Source organism: Streptomyces sp. NPDC027962, assembly GCF_055566095.1.
The window spans coordinates 50,741-70,617 of sequence record NZ_JBVHTA010000024.1 but is presented as its reverse complement, the minus strand read 5'-3'; the positions used below and the strand labels follow the sequence as shown (position 1 = coordinate 70,617).

The 19,877-nt window shown below is 70.9% G+C and carries 16 protein-coding genes; 7 read left to right on the top strand and 9 right to left on the bottom strand.

Annotation, left to right across the window (positions count from 1 at the left end; all coding sequences use genetic code 11):
* Nucleotides 1–217: 217 nt before the first annotated feature.
* On the top strand, nt 218–1,150 hold the full coding sequence (locus tag ACZ4SA_RS22410) for a pyridoxamine 5'-phosphate oxidase family protein (protein ID WP_468277245.1): 933 nt from the start codon (nt 218–220) through the stop codon (nt 1,148–1,150).
* Nucleotides 1,151–1,191: 41 nt separating this feature from the next.
* Nucleotides 1,192–2,181 carry an Acg family FMN-binding oxidoreductase gene (locus ACZ4SA_RS22405; protein ID WP_468277354.1) on the top strand — a complete coding sequence of 330 codons (990 nt, stop codon included), beginning with the start codon at nt 1,192–1,194 and terminating at the stop codon, nt 2,179–2,181.
* Between the two features lie 74 nt (nt 2,182–2,255).
* On the opposite strand, the gene ACZ4SA_RS22400 is transcribed toward ACZ4SA_RS22405, so the two are convergent.
* Nucleotides 2,256–2,957, bottom strand: a complete 702-nt coding sequence (locus ACZ4SA_RS22400; RefSeq protein ID WP_468277243.1) for a CBS domain-containing protein — start codon at nt 2,955–2,957, stop codon at nt 2,256–2,258.
* Nucleotides 2,958–3,044: 87 nt separating this feature from the next.
* Nucleotides 3,045–3,812 (bottom strand): CBS domain-containing protein, encoded by a 768-nt coding sequence (locus ACZ4SA_RS22395; RefSeq protein WP_468277241.1) that lies wholly within the window; start codon nt 3,810–3,812, stop codon nt 3,045–3,047.
* Between the two features lie 283 nt (nt 3,813–4,095).
* Between ACZ4SA_RS22395 and ACZ4SA_RS22390 the strand changes: the two genes are divergently transcribed.
* From ACZ4SA_RS22390 to ACZ4SA_RS22380, 3 genes are all read left to right on the top strand, one after another.
* Complete coding sequence (locus ACZ4SA_RS22390) at nt 4,096–4,971, top strand: universal stress protein (protein ID WP_468277239.1); 876 nt, start codon at nt 4,096–4,098, stop codon at nt 4,969–4,971.
* A gap of 226 nt (nt 4,972–5,197) precedes the next feature.
* Nucleotides 5,198–5,782: a fasciclin domain-containing protein gene (locus tag ACZ4SA_RS22385; protein ID WP_468277237.1), complete on the top strand. Its 585-nt coding sequence runs from the start codon at nt 5,198–5,200 to the stop codon at nt 5,780–5,782.
* Nucleotides 5,783–5,872: 90 nt separating this feature from the next.
* Nucleotides 5,873–8,476 carry a cation-translocating P-type ATPase gene (locus ACZ4SA_RS22380; RefSeq protein ID WP_468277235.1) on the top strand — a complete coding sequence of 868 codons (2,604 nt, stop codon included), beginning with the start codon at nt 5,873–5,875 and terminating at the stop codon, nt 8,474–8,476.
* Nucleotides 8,477–8,776: 300 nt separating this feature from the next.
* On the opposite strand, the gene ACZ4SA_RS22375 is transcribed toward ACZ4SA_RS22380, so the two are convergent.
* On the bottom strand, nt 8,777–9,037 hold the full coding sequence (locus ACZ4SA_RS22375) for an SHOCT domain-containing protein (RefSeq protein WP_468277233.1): 261 nt from the start codon (nt 9,035–9,037) through the stop codon (nt 8,777–8,779).
* A 375-nt stretch (nt 9,038–9,412) separates the two neighbouring features.
* Here ACZ4SA_RS22375 and ACZ4SA_RS22370 point away from each other — a divergent pair, with 375 nt between their 5' ends.
* Nucleotides 9,413–9,832 (top strand): CBS domain-containing protein, encoded by a 420-nt coding sequence (locus ACZ4SA_RS22370; RefSeq protein WP_468277230.1) that lies wholly within the window; start codon nt 9,413–9,415, stop codon nt 9,830–9,832.
* 38 nt (nt 9,833–9,870) lie between these two features.
* Here ACZ4SA_RS22370 and ACZ4SA_RS22365 read toward each other — a convergent pair whose 3' ends face one another.
* Nucleotides 9,871–10,164, bottom strand: coding sequence for a hypothetical protein (locus ACZ4SA_RS22365; protein ID WP_468277228.1), 294 nt, complete (start codon nt 10,162–10,164; stop codon nt 9,871–9,873).
* A gap of 110 nt (nt 10,165–10,274) precedes the next feature.
* On the opposite strand from ACZ4SA_RS22365, the gene ACZ4SA_RS22360 reads away from it, so the two are divergent.
* Nucleotides 10,275–11,039, top strand: a complete 765-nt coding sequence (locus ACZ4SA_RS22360) for a SpoIIAA family protein (RefSeq protein WP_468277225.1) — start codon at nt 10,275–10,277, stop codon at nt 11,037–11,039.
* A 120-nt stretch (nt 11,040–11,159) separates the two neighbouring features.
* On the opposite strand, the gene ACZ4SA_RS22355 is transcribed toward ACZ4SA_RS22360, so the two are convergent.
* The 5 genes from ACZ4SA_RS22355 to ACZ4SA_RS22335 are packed head-to-tail and all read right to left on the bottom strand — an operon-like array spanning nt 11,160 to nt 19,740.
* Nucleotides 11,160–11,816, bottom strand: a complete 657-nt coding sequence (locus ACZ4SA_RS22355) for a potassium channel family protein (protein ID WP_468277223.1) — start codon at nt 11,814–11,816, stop codon at nt 11,160–11,162.
* A complete protein-coding gene (locus ACZ4SA_RS22350; RefSeq protein ID WP_468277220.1) occupies nt 11,813–12,472 on the bottom strand; it encodes a potassium channel family protein in 660 nt (219 codons plus the stop codon). The genes ACZ4SA_RS22355 and ACZ4SA_RS22350 overlap by 4 nt, the downstream gene beginning before the upstream one ends.
* On the bottom strand, nt 12,469–15,345 hold the full coding sequence (locus ACZ4SA_RS22345; RefSeq protein ID WP_468277218.1) for a cation-translocating P-type ATPase: 2,877 nt from the start codon (nt 15,343–15,345) through the stop codon (nt 12,469–12,471). The genes ACZ4SA_RS22350 and ACZ4SA_RS22345 overlap by 4 nt, the downstream gene beginning before the upstream one ends.
* A 25-nt stretch (nt 15,346–15,370) precedes the next feature.
* The gene (gene fdhF / locus ACZ4SA_RS22340) at nt 15,371–18,058 is read right to left on the bottom strand and encodes a formate dehydrogenase subunit alpha (RefSeq protein WP_468277216.1); all 2,688 of its coding nucleotides are present in this window, start codon (nt 18,056–18,058) and stop codon (nt 15,371–15,373) included.
* Nucleotides 18,055–19,740 carry an NAD(P)H-dependent oxidoreductase subunit E gene (locus ACZ4SA_RS22335; protein ID WP_468277214.1) on the bottom strand — a complete coding sequence of 562 codons (1,686 nt, stop codon included), beginning with the start codon at nt 19,738–19,740 and terminating at the stop codon, nt 18,055–18,057. Before ACZ4SA_RS22335 ends, fdhF begins: the two co-directional genes overlap by 4 nt.
* Nucleotides 19,741–19,877 lie beyond the last annotated feature (137 nt).

Genomic DNA, 19,877 nt, shown 5'->3' with positions numbered 1-19,877 from the left:
AGGCCTGTTACAGCGAGACGTGGTCACGTGTCGAGCGTGTCGGGAACCAGCCCGCCCATGAGTGAGCGGCTCCTGTCCGCGTTGGGGCCGGCAGGCCCGGGCCAGTGGGGTCGGGACCGGTCCGGTCGGCCCCGGATCAGGGCTTCTCGGCCCGTGCGGCGGCCCGCCGTGCGTGGCACGTTGGGTACAGCAGCATTCTGAGGATACGGCGGCGATCATGCGAGCTCACCTCGGCGATCAACTCGTCATCGAAAGCCCGACGACAGGCGCCAACAGGCGCGACGGCGAGATTGTCGGACTCCACCACGCGGATGGAACACCGCCCTACGACGTGCGATGGTCGGACACGGACGAGGTCACGCTGGTGTTCCCCGGGTCCGATGCGCACATCCATCACGTAGAGCATCTGCCCGGGACAACGCCTGCGCCTTCTGCGCCGGGCACGGACGGACCGGGCACGGAGGGGCCGGGTGCGGTATCCGACGGTCCCCGGCCCGACAGGGCGACCAGCTCTGGAGACGTCGGCCGGCGCGTGGCCGCCGAACGCGAGCGGCGGGGGCTCACCCGGGCTGCCCTGGCAAGCCGCGCGGCAATGGCGCCGGAGTACCTGGCGTACCTCGAAGAACGCCCGGCTGACCCGAGCCCGGGGACTCTCACCCGATTGGCAGGCGCGCTGGGAACGAGCGTCGCAGCCCTTCGCGGGGGCGGCATCGATCTGCCGCCCGGCCAGGGCCGGGCGCTCCTCCACCCCCAGTTGCGGGACCTCAGCCCGGACGAATGCCGCGCCCGGCTCTCCACTCACGGTGTGGGCCGCGTCGCGGTGGCCACACCCGACGGCCCGGCGGTCGTTCCGGTGAACTACGAAGTCACCGACGATGCGATCGCCTTCCGGACCGCGCCCGACTCCGTGCCCGCGGTTGCCGTGGGGACGGACATCGCCTTCGAGGTCGACCATCTGGACGAGGCCGCGAGCCAGGGGTGGAGCGTTCTTGTCGTCGGCCCTGCGCGGCATGTCACGGAGCCCGACGAGGTGCGACGGCTGGCCGAGGGTGCTCACACCGAGCCATGGGCGGGTGGCGAACGAGAGATGTGGGTGTCGATCCAACCCCAGCGCCTCACGGGCCGCCGTATCGGTCCGGCCGATCAGTGAGCAGCGAATGGCTGCCGCTTCTGCGAAGGGAGGCTCCGGTGATCCGACAAGCACCGTCCGACGAGCGTGTGACCGACCTGGTCTACGACGCTGCTGCCGCCCCGTCGATGCACAACGCGCAGCCGTGGCGCTTCAACTATCGCCAGGGCAGCCGTACTTTCCGTCTCCTCGCCGATTTCGACTGCGTCATGCCGCACTCCGACCCCGACGCCCGCGGCCTGCACCTCGGCTGCGGCGCCGCCCTGCTGAACCTTCGGGTCGCGGTGGTCCACGGAGGCTGGTACCCGGCAGTCCGGCTGCTTCCCGACCCCGACGACCCTGTGCTGCTCGCGACCGTGCAGCTGACCGACGCCGAGGGCGGCGAGAGCGACCTCGCCGCGCTGTATCCGGCGATCCACCGGCGGCACAGCAGCCGCTTCCCGTTCGAGGAGACGGAGATCTCCGAGAGCATACGAACGGCCCTCAGCGACGCCGCCGACCGTGAGGGAGCCACCCTGAGCTTTCCCGGCCCATGGCACCAGCAGGAGGTACTGGACTTGGTTGAGGAGGCCGAGCGGCGCAACCGCACCGACCGCGGCAGCGACCGGGACCTGGCGCAATGGACCCGCATCGACGCTCCGTCCGTGAACACAGCTCCCGACGGGATCCCGGACTACGCCTTCGGGCCGCGCAAACGCGGTGGCAAAGCCCCCATGCGCGACTTCGCCGGAATCAGGCCGGTGGCCGGCCGTGGCACCGCCGACTTCGAACAGTCACCTCAACTGGCCCTCCTCGGCACGACGGACGACCGCCCGGAGGACTGGCTCCGCGCCGGCCAGGCCATGGAACGCGTCCTCCTGCTGGCCACGCTCGAAGGCTTGTCCGCCTCCTTCGCCACCCAGGCCATCGAATGGACCGACCTCCGCTGGCCGCTGCGCGACCCGGTGACGGGAAGGACCTGCACGCAGATGGTGCTGCGCCTCGGATACGGCCCCGAAGGCCCCACCACACCGCGCCGACCGGTGCCGGACGTGCTCGACATCCAGCCCTGAGCACCCGTGGCGCCGGTTGGTGTCTGTGATTCCGTCGCCACCGCCGAGAGTACCGGTACTCGTCGCCGGAGCCGTCACTCTGCTCCCGCTGGTCCGGTCCATGCGGATCCCGCTGGTCCGGTCCATGCGGAGGACTCGCCGGTGAGACGGGACTCGACGTCCACGACGCCCTCCACGGTGCGGACCAGGCGTGCGGCAACGGAAATGAGCGAGGTGTCGCCGATCTGCCCGCGGAGGGTGACGACTCCTTCGTGCACGTTCACATGTACGGCGTGGCTGAACGCGGGGAAGAGATAGGCGATCACCGTGCGGCGGACCTCCTCCTCGATCTCCTCGTCCGGGCGCAGGAAGACCTTCAGCAGGTCGGCACGGCTGACGATGCCCTGCAGCATGTCCTCGTCATCGACCACGGGGAGCCGCTTGACGTGCTTCACAGCCATGATCCGCGCAGCCTGTGCCAAGGTGACGCCGGGGTGCACGGTTACGGCGGGGGTGCTCATGAGCTCCTCGGCGGTGACCGCTCCCGCTTTGGCGATGTCGGGCATGCGCCGTCCCTGCTCATAGAGGCTCATTGCCGTGTCGTGAAACTCCTCCTTGGGCAGCAGGTCGGCCTCGGACACGACACCGATGACGCGCCCGTCGCCCTCCAGGACCGGCAGGGCACTCACCTTCCACTCCTCCATCGTCCGCACGATCTCCTTGAAGGTCGCGGCGCGCCCGACGGCTACCACCCTTGGCGTCATCACATCGCTCACGATGTGCGGGGTCTCAGGCACTTCAGGCCTCCTTTCGCGTCAGCGTTTCAGGGCTCAGAGCCGGCGCCGGTCCTCGGGGCACCGCCCCGGCGCGACCACACTCCGTGATCACGGTGACCTCTCCCAATGGACCGCAGCGCCCCCGGCGTCTTCAGGGACGGGAGGTGGCGTCTCGCGGGCAGGCCGCGAGCCGGAGTCGTCAATGCGGTGGGTCAGCTTGTCGATGACGGCGACCACGCCGTCCACCTCCTGGGCCAGCCGGACCGCGACCTGGATGTCGCTGAACCGCTCCAGCTGTCCTTCGAGGGTGACCACACCGTCGATCACATGTACCCGGACCGCGTCCGGGGACAGCCACAGCGTCTGGTCCAGGATCTCGTCCGTGATCTCCCGGCGAATGTCAGGGTCCGGCCGGAGGAATACCTGAAGCAGGTCGCGACGGGTCACGATGCCCACGAGACGGCCTTCCTCGTCGACCACGGGAAGCCGCTCGATGCGATGCTGCGCCATGGTGCGGGCAGCCATGGCGATGGTGTGGCCGGCCTGGACGGTGATCGCAGGTTGGGACATCAGCTCCCGGGCGCTGCTCGCCTGCGCCTTGGTGTCTGAGCCGCTGGTCTCCTCATCCCCTGTCGGCGGTGACCGCCAGGCCGACTGCGCGCTGCGAGCGGGTTCCGCCTTGGGCGCAACGCCCGCCTGCCGGAGTACGAGGTCGCTCTCGGAGATCACACCGAGCACCTTGTCGTCGGAATCGACCACCGGCAGACCGCTGATCGCGTGCACTGCCAGCAGCTTGGCGACCTCTTTGAACGGGGTCTGCGGAATCACCGAGACGACATCCTGCACCATCAGGCTGCCGATCTTGCTGTGCTTCATCGTCGGCTCCCTCTCGCGGGTGGGGCTCACTCGCGCCACTTGTGCTGCTCCCAGTCCTGCTCTCGGCTTCAGCCTCCGGCGAGAAGACGCCCGGCTCCAGGGCCTTACGGGGCATGGCGGTGGGCCGACCGGCCGTATGACTCCACCATTGCTGACGGGCGGCGTGATGCAACCCGGCCGCAGGTCGCCGGGAGCCGGTTCCGTGTGTCGCGGGGCCCCCTGGGTGGTGCGACGGTATTCACAGGGGCGCTCGAAGAGGCCGGAGAGGAAGACGGTGGAGACGATGGAACTCCCGCTGGTGATCGGCGTAGACGGATCGGATTCCAGCCTGCAGGCGGTCGACTGGGCGGTCGACGAAGCGGCACGCCACGGGCTGCCACTGCGTCTGATCTACGGCTCCCTGTGGGAGCGGTACGAGGGCAGCCGCCCGTCCACCAGCACCGATCGTCCCGCCGAAGAGATCATGGCGGAACACATCATCGCCTCCGGCGCGGAGCGCGCCCGACTGCGCAATCCAGAGGTCAAGGTGTCGGGCGAGGTGCTGCCCGACGATGCCGTGTCCGCGCTGCTACGGGAGGGACACGAGGCATCTGCCCTGGTCACGGGCGCCCGAGGGCGTAGTGAACTCGCCGGGCTGCTGCTGGGGTCGGTCAGCCTCACGGTGGCGGCCCGTGCCGTGTGCCCGGTCGTCGTGGTCCGCGGCTCCGAGCCGAACCGGCGGGGAGCCTGCGGGAGGGTGGTGGTTGGCGTCGGCGATTCGACCGAGGGCTCAAGCGCCGTACGGTTCGCCTTCCGCGAGGCCGAGGCACGCGGCTGTGCCCTGGAGGCCGTGCGAGCCTGGCGCTGCCCGGCCCACGAGCCCGCGGACCACCCCCTCCTGGCGGGCGATGCCGCCCGTGCGCACGAGGAGCGTGCCTCGGCCACCCTCAGTGACGCGCTGCGCGAGCCTGTACGCGACCATCCCCGGGTCGAGGTGCAACGCCGGCCGGTCGAAGGCCCTGCCCACAAGGTTCTCCTGGACGCGTCGGCCCATGCCGACCTGCTGGTCGTCGGCGCCCTGAGGCGGCACGGGCACCTCGGTCTGCAACTCGGCAGGGTCGCCCACGCCCTGCTCCATCACTCCGAGTGCCCGGTCGCCGTCATCCCACAGCGAGCCTGACACCGCGGGAGTCGACTTCGCTCCCGTCCGGCAAGTTGATCCTTCCCGGGGACAGCAAAGAGATCAGCGGTCCAGGACCGCGGGCACTGTGGGGCTCCACGAGCCCGAAGTGCGCTCCCCGGTGGGGGCTGGTTACGTGGAGGTTCGCGGTCCCATGGCCGGTCGGGCAGCTGTCGCCGGCACGTGCACGAAGTCCGTCCCCCAAGGAGGATTCACGATGAGGTTCATGGGAGTTCGCACGGCACGGGCCGTCATTGCAGCGGCGGTCGCAGTTCCGCTCTCGCTCGGCGCGTTCGCCTCGCAGACCTACGCACAGGAGCCGACTCCCGGTCCGACGGGAACGTTCGGCCCCGACTGCTCGGAACTGCCCGAGAGCGGAGAAGGCAGCATCGCCGCCATGGCCCAGCAGAAGGTGGCGGATGCTGCGGCCGGAAGCCGCCAGTTGGCCGAGCTGTCAGCGGCGTTGACGAATGCAAGGCTGGACAACGCCCTCAACCGATCGGACAACATCACCCTCTTCGCGCCGACCAATCACGCCTTCAACAGCTTGTCCCAGGCACAGCGCGACTCACTGATGACGGACCCGGAGCAGTTGAAGAAGGTACTGACCTACCACGTGGTGGACGACGACATCACACCGAGCCGGCTGCCGAACGGCTCGTTCAAGACGATGGAAGGCTCCGAACTCACCACCTCCGGCGCGGGTACGTCGTACAAGGTCAATGACACGGCAAACATCGTCTGCGGCAACATCACCACCGCCAACGCCACTGTCTATCTCATTGACGCGCTCCTCACCCCTCCTGGCTGACCCGGGACGAGGGGTTCGCGATGGCCGTGGGGACGCAGCTCCGCTGAGGCAGTGAACCAGCACGGGGGCGACCGAAGGTCTGAGTGGGAAGTGGACGAACTCCGGAGTACGCCACCCGGAGCGGCGGGGCTGTCGCTTGACGAGGCCGCGCGGCGATTCGAACTCTACGGGCCCAACGAGGTCCCGTCGGAGCCGCGCACCCCCGTGTGGCGGCGGGTGCTGCAGCAGTTGCGTGACCCGTTGATCCTGGTGCTGCTCGTGGCCGCTGCTCTGACGATCGCCACCGGTGATTTCACCGACGCCGCCGTGATTCTGCTCGTGATCACTGTGAACACAGTGGTCGGCGTGGTGCAGGAGGTGCGGGCAGAACAGGCCGTGATGGCCCTGTCCGCCATGAGTGCCCCCGCCGCCAGGGTGGTGCGGGACGGCGAAGAACGTTCGATCCCGGCTGCCGAGGTGGTGCCCGGTGATCTGATCCTGGTGTCCGAGGGTGACATCCTTCCCGCCGACGGAGACGTACAGGCCGCGGCACTGCTGATGGCTGACGAGTCCTCGCTGACGGGCGAGTCCGTTCCGGTGGAGAAGGCTCCTGACAGTGACCCGTCGTGCGGCAGGGTGTCGGCGGGCACGGTCATTGTCCGCGGCCGCGGCCGCGTCGTGGTCACCGCCACCGGAGCCGACAGCGCGCTCGGCCGGATCGCCTCCCTCATGGGTGCCGGGCCCGGTCTGACTCCGCTGCAGCATCGGCTGGCGAGGTTCGGCCGGATCCTGGCAGCTGTCATCGTGGCGCTGTGCGCCGTCGTCCTCGCTCTCGGGCTGGTGCGCGGCCAACCCGTGGAGCTGATGATCGTCGCAGCGATCAGCCTCGCCGTCGCGGCCGTTCCGGAGTCCCTTCCCGCCGTGGTGACGCTCGCGCTCGCGTTGGGTGCACGGCGGATGGCGGACCGGCAGGCCATCGCCCGCAGACTGCCCGCAGTGGAGACTCTGGGCTCCGTGACCGTGATCGCCACCGACAAGACCGGTACCTTGACCGAGGGCCGGATGGCAGCCGAACAGCTGTGGACGCCACGCGGAGAGGCCACGGTCACGGGTGAGGGATACGAACCTCAGGGCCGGGTCGTCCGCGAGGGCGAGACGGTCACCACGGGCGATGCGCCGGACCTGGCGGCGCTGCTGCGCGTCGCGATGCTGTGCAACGACGCCGCGCTGGAGCCCTCGTCGGACCGCTCGACGGAGTGGCGCGCGCTGGGCGATCCCACGGAGGCAGCCCTGCTCGCGGCCGGGGCGCGCCTCGGGCTGGACAGAGCGGAGCTGGACCGGGAGCTGCCCCGCGTCGAGGAGATTCCGTTCGACAGCGGCCGCAAGCGCATGACGACCGTGCACCGTCGGCCGGTGGGCGGACTGCGGGTCGCGTGCAAAGGAGCGCCGGAATCGCTGCTCCGGCCGGAGGTTCTGGCCGACGGCCCTGACGTACTCGCACAGGCGGCGGCGCAGGCCGAGGTGCTCGCACGCCACGGTTACCGAGTGCTCGCCGTCGCCTCGGCCGACCACGAGGAATCGGCGGAACGGCCTCGGACATGGGAGTCGGGTCTGTCGCTTCTCGGCCTCGTCGGCATCCTGGACCCGCCACGGAGCGCGTCGGAGGCGACCATGGCCGCCTGCAAAAGAGCCGGCATCGTCCCCGTACTCGTCACCGGCGACCATCCCCTGACCGCACGGGCCGTGGCCGAGCGCCTCGGCATCGCCTCCCGGGACGAGGAGGTCACCACCGGCGAGAGGATCCGGGAAGGCACAGCGGGCGATCTGACGAGCGTACGCGTCTACGCCCGGACCACCCCCGAACAGAAGCTGGACATCGTGCAGGCCTGGCGCGGGGCGGGGCACGTGGTGGCGATGACAGGTGACGGCGTCAACGACGGCCCCGCTCTCCGCCGGGCCGACATCGGCGTGGCCATGGGGCGGCGCGGCACCGAGGTGGCACGCCAAGCGGCCGATCTTGTGCTCGCCGACGACAATCCGGCCACGATCGTGTCGGCCGTCGAGGAAGGGCGCCGGGTCTACGCGAACGTGCGCCGGTTCCTCCTCTACGGCCTCGCCGGGGGCACCGCGGAGATCCTGGTCATGCTCGTCGGCCCCTTCCTCGGGATGCCGCTGCCGCTGCTCCCCGCGCAGATCCTGTGGATCAACCTGCTCACGCACGGCCTGCCCGGTGTCGCCCTCGGCGCGGAGCCCGTCGCCCCGGACGCGATGCGCCACCCGCCCCGGCCTCCCGCCGAGAGCGTGCTGGGTGCCGGCCTGTGGCCGCGGATCCTGGTCATGGGGGCCTTCGTCGCCGTAGTGACCCTTGCCGCCGGGGTCTGGGCCCGGGAGACGGGCCGCCCCTGGCAGTCCATGATGTTCCTGGTTCTCGGCGCGACACAGCTCGGCGTGGCACTCGGTTCCCGGGCCCGCCCGGGAAGCCTGGCCAACCCGTTCCTGCTGGTCGCGGTCGGCACGGCACTGCTCCTCCAGGCGGCCGGTGTCTATCTGCCTCCCCTGCGGGCCCTGCTGGGTACCGAGCCACTTCCGCTCACCGACCTGGCGATCGCCGCCGCGCTGTCCGGCCTCGGCCATGTCGTCATGCGTCTCCAGGCGCGCTTGTGGCCTGAGCCTCCGCCGCGTGCGACGGTCCCGTCGAGAACGCCGGAGCACTGAGCCTTCTGCAACGGCCATGCCTCTCCTCCACCGGGAGCCCGGCCGGATCGACCCCGCCGAAGCCCTCGGACGCACCCTTGACCCGGGCGGTTCCGTGCTGCCGGACGTGCGCGAGGCGCACGAATGGGCCGCGGGCCACGCCCCGGCGGAGGCCGTCCACCTGCCTCTGAGCGCGCTCGTCGCTGAAGCGGCGCTTCCCGAGCCGGCCCCGGGCCGTCCGCCGGTGGTGATCTGCCGGTCCGGTCGCGCCGGCCACCGCGACGACCAGAACGGTCAGCGGCAACCAGCTGCGCGGCGTGGTCACCCGGGCCCCGTCCGGTGGGCGGCGAGGCGTTTGCGTGCTTCGGAGTACGTGTCCGCGTCGATCTCGCCGGAGGCGAAGCGGCGGTCAAGGATGTCCTCCGGCGTTTCCCTCCGTGGCTTCCAGGGCTCCGTGGCGTCGTGACGACCAGCCGAGTGCTGCGTCAGCCGCAGGACCGCCCACACCACAAGGCCCAACAACACGATCCACAGCAGCGGCATCAGGGTCATCCAGACCCAGCCACCATTCCAGTACGTCACCGTGGCTCACCTCCTGAGACTCCCTACTCTCCGCGCGTACGGAGGAGGGCGGCCAGTGCCGGCCGGCCTCGCTCGCGGGCCACTCGGGCCCTCTTTGTCCGTCCACTCGGTGGCTGCTCGGGACCGCGCCGGTTCCGATGGCCGGCGCCGTGGCGTGCGGGTCTGGCCGGTCGCACCGGGCTGGGCCGTACCGGAGCAGACGTGGGTTGGCCGTTGGCCTTCGCGCAGCGTGGGCACGGCGGTCGGTCGCCACCGATTCGCCGGCATGCGTACGGGATGCGACGGACCCACACTGGGCTCAAGGAGTACAGGCCGGGGAGGGCCCGGCTCCATGGGCTCTCCCCGCGCAGATCGCAAGGGCCGAAGGAGACGACCATGACCACTGCACGGGAGATCATGCATGCCGGTGCCACCTGCATCCAGGAGAGCGAGACACTGGAGGCCGCGGCGCGCCGGATGAGTGAGCTGGGCGTCGGAGCTCTGCCGATCTGCGGGCCGGACGACCGGCTCCACGGGATCATTACCGACCGTGACATCGTGGTGAAGTGTCTGGCCAAGGGCAAGGACCCGAAGACCATGACTGCGGGCATGCTCGAGCAGGGCAAGCCGATCACGATCGACGCCGACGCCGACACGGACCAAGTCCTGCAGGCCATGGAAGAGCACAAGATCCGGAGGCTGCCGGTCATCGAGAACCGCCGCCTGGTGGGCATGATCAGCGAAGCGGACCTTGCACGTCGCCTGCCGGAGGAGCAGGTGGGCCACTTCGTCGAGGTCGTCTGCGCCGCGAAGTGACCGGCTCTGCCGGACCAGGTCGGGGAACTCGTCGGTGATCACGGTGACCGGCCCTGGAACCCCGAGGGTGAGCAGGGCGTCACCAGCGTCTCCCCGTCCACGCCGGGCGAGTGCAGGCTGCCGGTGTCGCAGGGCCGGCCGATGTGGGCGTACACCGGCCGCCGAACGCCGTGTCGTGCGATTCGGATGCCCACCTCGCGGACACGCGCGTCGACGCCGACGCCGACGCCGACGCCGACGCCGACGCCGACGCCGACGCCGACGCCGACGCCGACGCCGACGCCGACGCCGACGCGGACGCGGACCGGCCTCGGCTCCTTGTGGAGCCGCATCGCAGGCTCCTTCGCATGCAGCCACCGGCATGGGAGTCGCTCCCGACTCCGATGCCGAGTGTTGGCCTCGTCCGGGCTGCAGGGAGCAAAGGTGCTGAGGGAGGAACGGCATGCTTGAGAGACTCAAGGACGTGCCTGCCGGAGTCGACGCGGTAAAGGCGGTCGGAACCGTTTCGAAGGACGACTACGAGATGGTGATCGAGTCGCTCGTCGACAGTGCACGAAGCGAAGGTCGCCGTATCCGGTTCCTGTACGAATTCGGCCCGGAATTCCGGTCGTTCACGCCCGGGGCCGGGTGGGAAGACCTCAAGATCGGGACTACCTCCCTGCGGCTGTTCGAAGGCTGCGCGGTCGTCAGCGACATCGACTGGATCCGTCGGTCGACTCGGCTCGCGAGCTTTCTGATGCCCTGCCCGGTGCGCGTCTTCGGCAACCGGGAGCGGGACGAGGCCCTCCGCTGGCTGAGTTCGCTGCCCGAAGGTCCCGGAATTTCCCAACGACTCCTGCCCGAGTCCCACGTCATCGTTGTCGAGGTCGAACAGCCCTTGCGCGCCCAGGACTTCGATGCCCTGTCACTGACCACGGACGGCTGGCTCGAAACACACGCCGAGTTGGCCGGCGTCGTGCTCCACGTCCGGGAGTTTTCCGGCTGGGAGAACGTCGGGAGCCTGCTCCGGCATGTGCGTTTCGTCCGCGACCACCACAGGAGGGTCAGGAGGGTCGCGCTGGCGGCCGACAGCAAGCTCGCCGGCCTGATGCCTCATCTTGCGAACCACTTCGTCCGGGCCGAAGTGCGGCGGTTCGGTTACGACGCACTCGAAGACGCGGTCGCATGGTCGGCGAGCCCTCCGGACCACCCGGCCGGCGCGGGTTGACGCGACGGCCGTGACGGCAGGTCGGCGGTCGCGAGCAGGCACCCGCGTCGGCCATCTCGAGGCGCCCGGACACGTGGTGGTGAGGCACTGCGGGAACGGGCCTGGCGGGGCTCGTGGCCGCTACTGGAAGGCGGCCTGGATTTCCTGTTCAGTGGCGGCGTGGGAGACGACGAGGAGTTCGTCGCCGGGCTGGAGCCGCATCTCGCGGGTGGGGACGGTGGGCTGGCCGGCGCGGATGACGGTGGCGATGACACTGCCCGCGGGGAGAGTGATCTCCGCGAGAGTGCGGCCCGCGGCGCGGGACTGCGGTGTGATGGCGGTTTCGATGACGTCGACGCCCGCTTTGCTCAGGCGCAGGAGGGCCACCGTGTCCGTGGCGCCGGTGGCTTCCTCGATGAGCGAGATGAGGGGCATGGCGGCGGGGACTGCGGTGTCGACGCCCCAATGCTGGTCGAAGAGCCAGGTGTTCTCGTTGTCGTTGACGCGTGCGGCGACGCGGGGGACGGCGAACTGCCGCTTGGCGAGGAGGCTGATGACGAGGTTGTCCTCGTCCTTGCCGGTGGTGGCGATGACGAGGTCCGTGGTGTGGGCACCGGCATGTTCGAGGAGGGCGGGTTCGCAGGCGTCCCCTTCTACGAGGCGAACGGGCAGGTGGCCTTCGAGTTCGGTGATGCGGTTCTCGTCGATGTCGATGAGAGTGACGTCGTTGCGGGCGGCGGCGAGGACCTGGGCGACCTGGGTGCCCAGGCGGCCGGCGCCGGCGATGAGGGCCTTCACGTCCCGAGCTCCTTGTCCAGGAAGCCGCGCAGGCGGCCGAGGGCGGTGGCGGCGACGGCGAAGGTGACCAGGTCGCCGGGTTCGGCGGGGGTGCTGTGGGCGGGCACGAGGGAGCGGCCTGCCCGGGTGACCTCCACGACGCGGATCTCGCCGTCGATGTCGAACTCGGTCAGCCGTCGGCCGGTGAGGTACGCGGGAAGCCGGGAGCGCACCAGGAGGGTTTCGCCGTTGCCGAAGGTGAGTTCGGGGGTGAGATGGCGGTGCAGCAGCATCTGGTGGATCTGGTGGACGGTCCAGCGGACGCTGGCGATGGTGGGGATGCCGAGTTCGCGGTAGATGTCGGCGCGGCGGGGGTCGTAGATGCGGGCGAGGACGACGGGGACCCGGTAGGTCTCCTTGGCGGTCCGTGCGCTGACGATGTTGCTGTTGTCCCCCGAGGTGACGGCGACGAACGCGTCGGCGTGCTCGATGCCGGCGGCTTCGAGCACGGTCCGGCTGTAGCTGTTGCCTTCGTGGAACTGCCCGGGGAAGCCGGTGGGCAGCAGTCGGCGGGTCCTGCGGCTGCGGTCGATGAGCCGTACGTCGTGGCCTTCGGCGGTGAGCTGGACGGCGAGCGTGGATCCCACACGCCCGCAGCCCGCGATGATCACTCTCATCCTGTTTCTCCCTTTGCGCTCGTCGGCCGGTGGCGGCGCAACCACGCTTTACGGGTCTCCTCCGCAGCCAGCAGCACTGCTCCGAAACCGGCGAGAACTGCCCAGTCGGCGACGTCCAGCGGCGCGGTGTTGAAGAGAGCCTGCAGCGGGGGAAGATAGCTGATCGCCGCCATCAGGGTGACGCCGAAACAGCCGGCGGCGATCAACCACGGGTTGGACAGCAGCCCGATCCGGAACAGGCTCTGCCGATCGGTGCGCACCGCGAGAGCGACGAAGAACTGACTGAGCACGATCCCCGCCTGGACCAGGGTGAGCGCCTCGCGGTAGACGGGGTTGTCCTCGGTGAAGTCGGCGTACGGGATTCCCGAGGCGTGGATGTGCCAGAAGAACACGGCGGTCACGCCGAGGGCCTGGATGCCGCCCAGGAACAGGATGCGCCCCATCACGGTGGCGGAGAAGAGTCGTTCGCGCCGTGAGCGGGGCGGGCGGTCCATGACATCGGGTTCCGGCGGCTCGGCGCCGAGCGCCAGAGCGGGCAGGACGTCCGAGCCGAGGTCGATCGCGAGGATCTGGACCGCGGTGATCGGCACCAGGGGGAACCCCGCGAAGGTCGCAGCAACGATCGGGACGAGCTCGCCGATGTTGCTGCTGAAGACGTAGACGAGGAACTTGCGGATGTTCTGGTAGACGGACCGGCCGAGTCGCACCGCCGCCGCGACGGAGGCGAACGAGTCGTCCAGCAGCACCACCACTGCGGCTTCCCGGGCGACGTCGGTGCCGGAGGCGCCCATCGCGACGCCGATGTCCGCGTGCTTGAGGGCAGGGGCGTCATTGGCGCCGTCGCCGGTGACCGCGACGACCTCGCCGCGCCGCTGCAGGGCGGTGACGACGCGCATCTTGTGTTCGGGGCCGACCCGGCACAGCAGCAGCTCGCCGGACGCGGCGAGCAGTGCGTCAAGGCCGTCGTCGTCGAGCGAGTCCAGTCGGGTGCCGGTCACGATCGTGGGCGCGGGCTGCCGCACGATCCCAACGCGGCGGGCGACGGCCTCCGCGGTCAGCGGATGGTCGCCGGTGACCATGACGATGCGGATCCCGGCCCGTCGGCAGGCGTCGACGGCGTCGCTGACTTCCGGCCGTGGCGGGTCGAGCATCCCGACCAGGCCGAGAAACGTGAGCTCCGATTCAACCTTGTGCTGGGCGGGGCGGGGGTCGGCCAGAGGCTGTGACGCCGCCGCCAGCACGCGCAGCCCTTGGGAGGCCAATTGGTCGTTGGCGGCGGTCACCACCGCGCGAAGCTCATCGGTCAGCGGCAGCCGGTCACCTCCCCACTCGATGGCCGTGCACCGGGCCAAGAGCTCCTGTGGTGCGCCTTTGACATAGGCGCGGTATTCGTCGGGGGTCCCGTGCACGGTGCTCATCAGCTTGCGGGTCGAGTCGAAGGGGTACTCCGCCACACGGGGCGTGGCGGCTTCCTCGGCGGTCAGGTCAAGGCCGGCCTTCGCTGCGGCGACGAGCAGGGCCCCCTCGGTGGTGTCGCCGAGCACCCGCCAGCCCTCGCGGTCCGTCTGGGGGAACCTCCCGGCGATGTTCCCCCCGGACCTGACGGCCCCGGAGGTGCCCCCAGGGGGAGGGACGAGCCGGGCGTTGGAGCACAGCCCTGCCGCGCGGAGCAGCTCGCGCACCGGCCTGGGATCGGTCACTTCGCCGACAGGCGCGTACCCCACGCCGGACACGGGGTGTGACGCGCCGCCGGCCCACACCTGGGCGACGGTCATCTCGGCCTGGGTGAGTGTCCCGGTCTTGTCCGTGCACACGACGGTGGTGGAACCCAGCGCCTCCACCGCCAGCAGCTGCTTGACCAGTGCGTGCCGACGGGCCATGCGCCGTACGCCGATGGCCAGCGACACCGACAACGTCGCCGGAAGCCCCTCGGGTACGAGCGCGACCATGACCCCGAGGGCGAAGACGAAGGTCTCCACGAGCGGCTGCCCGGTGGACGCCCGCACGGCGAACAGGGCCGCGCCGATTGCCAGGGCCGTGCCCGCGACCCGGCGGGCCATCAAGGCGACCTGGCGTTGCAGCGGGGTCTTCTGCCGCGGTGCTGCCGCGGTGAGCCGGAAGACGCGTCCGAACTCCGTTGCCGCACCGGTGGCGAACACCACGCCCTTCGCGGAGCCCGCCACCACATCGGTGCCCATGAACACGCAGTTACGGGCTTCGAGCACCGGGCCGACCGCCACCGGTTCACCCGTGCGCCCGACGGCATCGCTCTCCCCGGTCAGGGCCGCGTTGTTCACCGAGACCTCGTGTGCCTCCACCAGGCGGCAGTCCGCAGACACCGCGTCCCCGGCTTCCAGGACGACGACGTCTCCGGGCACCAGGTCGCGGGCGGGCAGCTCCTGCCGCTCACCGTCGCGGAGCACCAGGCAAGAGCGCGGAACCATGGCCTGCAGCGATTCCGCCGTCCGCTCGGCCGAGTACTCCTGCGCGAAGCCGATAGCCGCGTTCAGCACCACCACGCCCAGAATCGCCACCGCCAGCTGCAAGGTGCCCACGTCACGGGGCTCTTGAAGCCCATGGGCCAGAAACGTGATCGCCGACGCGCCGAGCAGCACCACGGCGAAGAGGTCGGTGAACTGTCCGACGAGATCTCGCCACAGTCCCCTCCGCTTGGCGGGCGGCAGCTCGTTGGGCCCGAACCGGTTCCGCCGCGCTGCCGCTTCCGCCGACGTCAGTCCCCGCGGAGAGGTGCCCAGCGCGGCGAAGACGTGCCCGGCCGACAGGGGCTGTACGGCGGGGCCGCTCGTCCCACTGGGGGCCGCCGGCCTGCGTCCCCCGTCACCGGGCTTCAGTACGGGGGTTCCGGTACCCATGTCGGGACACCCTGGCGGGACGAGGTCACGGCGCGGCCACGCGTACGGCTGTGACCTTGTACTCGGGGCAGGACGTGACGGTGTCCGCATGGCTGGAGGTGAGGCGGTTCACTCCGCTCGCGGGGAAGTGGAACGAGCAGAAGACCTGGCCTGGGGCCGTCTGTTCACTGATCCGGGCGATGAGCCGGGCCCGTCCGTGCCGGCTCTCCACGGCGACCCGCGCGCCCTCCCTCACGTCGTACCGGATGGCGTCGTCGGGGTGGAGGTCGAGGAAGTCGTCCGGATCGAGTGCGAGGTTGCCGCCGCGGCGGGTCATGCTGCCGGAGTTGTAGTGGGCCCATCGCCGACCGGTGACCAGAACCAGCGGATAGTCGTCGTCGGGCTGTTCGCCCGGTGGGACGTAGGGGGCCGCGGCAAGGTGGGCCCGCCCGTCCGGCGTGGCGAACCTCTCCGCGTACAGCGTGGCCTCGCCAGGGCGGTCGGGATCCGGGCAAGGCCACGGCACGGCGCCCTCCCGGTCCAGACGGTCGTGGGAGAGACCGGCGAAGACGGGCGCGACCCGACCACATTCGGCCAGTGCGTCGGCCGGAGTCGGGCAGCCCATGCCGCTGCCCATGGCTGTCGCGATGGCGTGCACGATGTCGAAGTCCGTACGTGCCTCGCCCGGCGGGGGCACGGCGCGACGGACTCGCTGGAACCGGCGGTCGAAGTTGACGAAGGTGCCGTCCTTCTCCAGCCAGGACGCGACCGGCAGCACGATGTCGGCGTGGCGGGCGGTCTCGGACAGGAACAGTTCGTTGCACACCACGAGCGGGCACGCTTCCAGGGCTTCCACCACCCGGTTCGCGTCCGGGTCGGTGGCGCAGACGTCCTCACCGATGACCCACAGGGCCCGCAGATCCCCGGCCCGTGCGGCGGCGAACATGTCCGGGATGCGCAGGCCGGGGCGACCCGGAACCGGTACGCCCCATACCGCCTCGGCCCTGGACCGTGCGGCCGGGTCGGTCACCCTGCCGTAGCCGGGCAGGAGGTCGGGGAGCGCGCCCATGTCGGAGGCACCCTGGACGTTGTTCTGTCCGCGCAGCGGGTTGACCCCGTGTCCGCGGCCGGTGCCCACGGCACCGCGCAGGATCGCCAGATTGGCCAGGGACCGCACCCCGTCCGTGCCGTGGAGGTGCTCGGTGACGCCCAGGCCGTAGACGATCGCGGGCTGTTGGGCACGGCCGTAGAGCCGGGCAGCGGCGACCAGGTCCGCGGCGGGCACCCCGGTGATGTCGGCGACCCGGTGGGGCGGGTAGTCGTCCAGCAGCTCGGTGAGGCCCGGCAGACCGGTGGCCCGCTCCCGTAGAAACTCCTCGTCGGCGAGTCCTTCGGTGAGCAGGATGTGGGCGAGCCCGTGGAAGAGCGCGACGTTGGTGCCGGGACGGGGCCGCAGATGCACGTCGGCGTGCAGAGCGAGGCCGACGGCTCTGGGGTCGGCGACCACGAGCTTGGCGCCGTGCAGCACGCGCCTCAGCAGTCGCGCTCCGACCACCGGGTGGGCTTCGACCGGGTTGGCCCCGACCACCAGCAAGCAGTCGGACCGCTGCACGTCGTCGAAGCTGTCGGTGCCGCCGGAGAGCCCGAAGGACGCGGTCAGACCGGCGGCGGACGGAGAGTGGCACAGGCGCGAGCAGTTGTCGACGTTGTTGGTGCCGATCACGACCCGCATGAACTTCTGGACGAGGTAGTTCTCCTCGTTGGTGGCGCGGGCCGAGGAGATCGCCGCCACGGCGTCCGGCCCGCCGGCGTCAACGGCTTCGCGCAGCCTCTGGGCGACACGGCCGAGCGCCTCGTCCCAGCCGACCGGTTCCAGGCGGCCGTCGCGTCGCATCAGGGGCCGGGTGAGCCGTTCGGGAGAAGTGAGGTATCCGTGCGCGAAGCGCCCTTTGACGCAGGCGTGCCCCTGGTTGACCGGGCCTTCCCGGGCCGGGAGTACCGCCGTGACCTCGCCGTCGCGGGCGACGACATCCAACGCACACCCGACGCCGCAGTAGCCGCACGTGGTGCGTGTGCGGGCCGCCGTCGGGCGGATCCCGGAAGTGAGCCCGCGCGCCGGACCGGGCTCGGTGATCGCCCCGGTTGGACACGTGTCGACGCAGCCGCCGCAGGCCACACAGTCAGATTCGGCCCAGGACCCGCCGGTGCCCGGGGCCACGACGGTGTCGGCGCCCCGCCCGACCAGGGTGAGGGCGAACGTTCCCTGTACCTCGGCGCACATGCGGACACACCGGCCGCAGGCGATGCACAGGTCACGGTCGAGATGGACGTACGGGTGGGAGTCGTCCCCGCCCAGGCCTCCGGCCCCGCGAGCCGCCTCAGGGCCGATGCCCAGTGACCGGCAGACATGCGCGAGCTCGCTGGGGTTGTCGTCGACGAGGGCACGGGACGGGAGAGCGGAGGCGATGAGCTCCACCGCCTCCCGACGCAGCACTCGCAGATCGTCGGTGTCGGCTTCGACCCGGGCCCCGGTTGCGGCCGGCGTGACACAAGCCGCCGCGATCCTCCCGTCGGCCCGTACCAGGCAGGTGCGGCACGATCCGGCAGGGCTGAGCCTGTCGTCGGAGCAGAGTGCGGGCAGCTCAACCCCGGCCGCCCGCACCGCCGCGAGCAGCGAAGCCCTCTCGGGCACGGCGACGCCCGCGCCGTCGACCTCGATCTCGATTCCGGTCATGGGGCCCATCCCGCCAGTCGGTCCCCGTAGGCGCGGGCGAGGCTGTGCACGGCAGGTGGGATCCGCCGTCCGAAGGCGCACAGGCTCGCCTCGGTCAGGACCCGCGCCAGCCCTTCCCACTCTGCCCCCGGCGGGCCGCCCGCGGCAGCCAGTTCCAGGCCGCGGCGCGAGCCCACGCGGCAGGGCGAGCACGCGCCGCAGCTTTCGGCGTCGGCGAACTGCCAGATGTGCCGCATGACATCCTCCGGAGCCACGCGCCGGTCGAAGGCGACGAGGCCGGCGTGGCCGAGTGCCGCGCCTCGGGCATCGAGGTCGGCAGCGGTCAGCGGTACGTCCAGAGCCCCAGGGGCGAGGAAGCCGCCCAGCGGCCCGCCGACCTGGACCACGGCCGGCTCGGCGCCGTCCTTCAGGCCGCCGCCCAGCTCCGTGACGATCCGTTCCACCGAGGTGCCGAGCTCGACTTCGTACGCGCCCGGCCGGGCGAACCGTTCCGACATGCAGACCAGCTTCGTCCCGGTTTCGTCGAGAGCCCCGCGCCCGGCGTACGCTTCACCGCCCCGAGAGACGATCCACGGGACGGCGGCCAGGGTTTCGACGTTGTTCACCACGGTCGGCGCATTCCACAGCCCGCGCTGGGTCGGGTAGGGCGGGCGCGGGCGGGCGCAGCCCCGGTCGCCTTCCAGGCTCGCGATCAGGGCGGTCTCCTCACCTGCGACGTATGACCCGGCGCCCTCGACCACATGGACGTCCAGGGAGGTGTCCGTGCCGTGCACGGACGGGCCGAAGTGCCCGTCGGCGTATCCCTGCCGCACCGCTTCCCGCATCCGTGCCAGGGCCCGCGGATACTCCGAGCGGACCAGCACCACACCCCGGAGTGCCCCGCACGCGAAGCAGGCCAGTGCCAAGCCCTCCAGTACCCGCTCCGGATCCGCCTCCATCAACAGCCGATCGGCATACGAGCCGGGATCCCCCTCGTCTCCGTTGACCACCACGACAGTGCCGGGCGCCCGGCCGGCCGCCTCCCACTTCGCGGCGACCGGGAACCCCGCCCCGCCCCGCCCCCGCAGCCCGGATGCCGACACGTCCCGCTGGACCCCGTCAGGAGTGCCGGCCGTCACCGTCCGCGGCCAGACCTGCCACGGAGGCTCACCGGCCACCACGCCTGCCAGCAGAACCGGGTCGCCGGTGTCGTCGGCCGCCGGGATCTCCGGAGCTCGACGGGGCTCTCGTCCCGCGAGCTGATCGGTGAGCGTCGGGCCCGTGCAGGGCGTGTCACCGTCGAGTGCCGCGGGACCCGCGTAGCAGTACCCCAGGCAGCGGACGCTCTGCAGCGACGTCTCGCCGTCAGGTGACGCAGTGCCCGTGATGACGCCCAACTCGTGCTCCACATGGGTGAGGTGCCGTCCGGCTTGCGCGGCAAAGCACGCCGTCGCCGCGCAGACCCGGACGTGACGGCGCCCGTGCGGGGCGGCGAGATCCGCGTAGTAGCGGGCTGGGCCGAGCGCGGCGGCAGCGGGCAGGCCCATGCCGGCGGCGACAGCTGGAGCCCAGTCCTCGGGGCCGTCCACCGTTCCGGCCCCGACCTCGGCCAGGGCCTCGACCAGTCGGTCACCCGGCCGCCCACGCCGGTCGGCCAGGGCCCGAAACGCGTCGAAGCGGTCTGCGGGACCCACGGGAACCATGACCTCATCGTGGAGGCAGTCCCACGAGGCTGCAATCCGGCCGTCCGGCCCTCCGGCGAGCCGCGGAAAGCCCCCCGTGCGCCGGTGCGTGCCCGAGCCGATCCTGGAGGAGAGGCCCGTTTCGAGAGGTCTGCTGG

Excerpts from the sequence above, each read along its gene's own strand:
- ACZ4SA_RS22410 (WP_468277245.1), top strand. The coding sequence starts at position 218 with ATGCGAGCTCACCTCGGCGATCAACTCGTCATCGAAAGCCCGACGACA.
- ACZ4SA_RS22395 (WP_468277241.1), bottom strand. The coding sequence starts at position 3,812 with ATGAAGCACAGCAAGATCGGCAGCCTGATGGTGCAGGATGTCGTCTCG.
- ACZ4SA_RS22390 (WP_468277239.1), top strand. The coding sequence starts at position 4,096 with ATGGAACTCCCGCTGGTGATCGGCGTAGACGGATCGGATTCCAGCCTG.
- ACZ4SA_RS22385 (WP_468277237.1), top strand. The coding sequence starts at position 5,198 with ATGGGAGTTCGCACGGCACGGGCCGTCATTGCAGCGGCGGTCGCAGTT.
- ACZ4SA_RS22370 (WP_468277230.1), top strand. The coding sequence starts at position 9,413 with ATGACCACTGCACGGGAGATCATGCATGCCGGTGCCACCTGCATCCAG.
- ACZ4SA_RS22365 (WP_468277228.1), bottom strand. The coding sequence starts at position 10,164 with ATGCGGCTCCACAAGGAGCCGAGGCCGGTCCGCGTCCGCGTCGGCGTC.
- ACZ4SA_RS22360 (WP_468277225.1), top strand. The coding sequence starts at position 10,275 with ATGCTTGAGAGACTCAAGGACGTGCCTGCCGGAGTCGACGCGGTAAAG.
- ACZ4SA_RS22350 (WP_468277220.1), bottom strand. The coding sequence starts at position 12,472 with ATGAGAGTGATCATCGCGGGCTGCGGGCGTGTGGGATCCACGCTCGCC.
- ACZ4SA_RS22345 (WP_468277218.1), bottom strand. The coding sequence starts at position 15,345 with ATGGGTACCGGAACCCCCGTACTGAAGCCCGGTGACGGGGGACGCAGG.
- fdhF (WP_468277216.1), bottom strand. The coding sequence starts at position 18,058 with ATGACCGGAATCGAGATCGAGGTCGACGGCGCGGGCGTCGCCGTGCCC.
- ACZ4SA_RS22335 (WP_468277214.1), bottom strand. The coding sequence starts at position 19,740 with ATGGTTCCCGTGGGTCCCGCAGACCGCTTCGACGCGTTTCGGGCCCTG.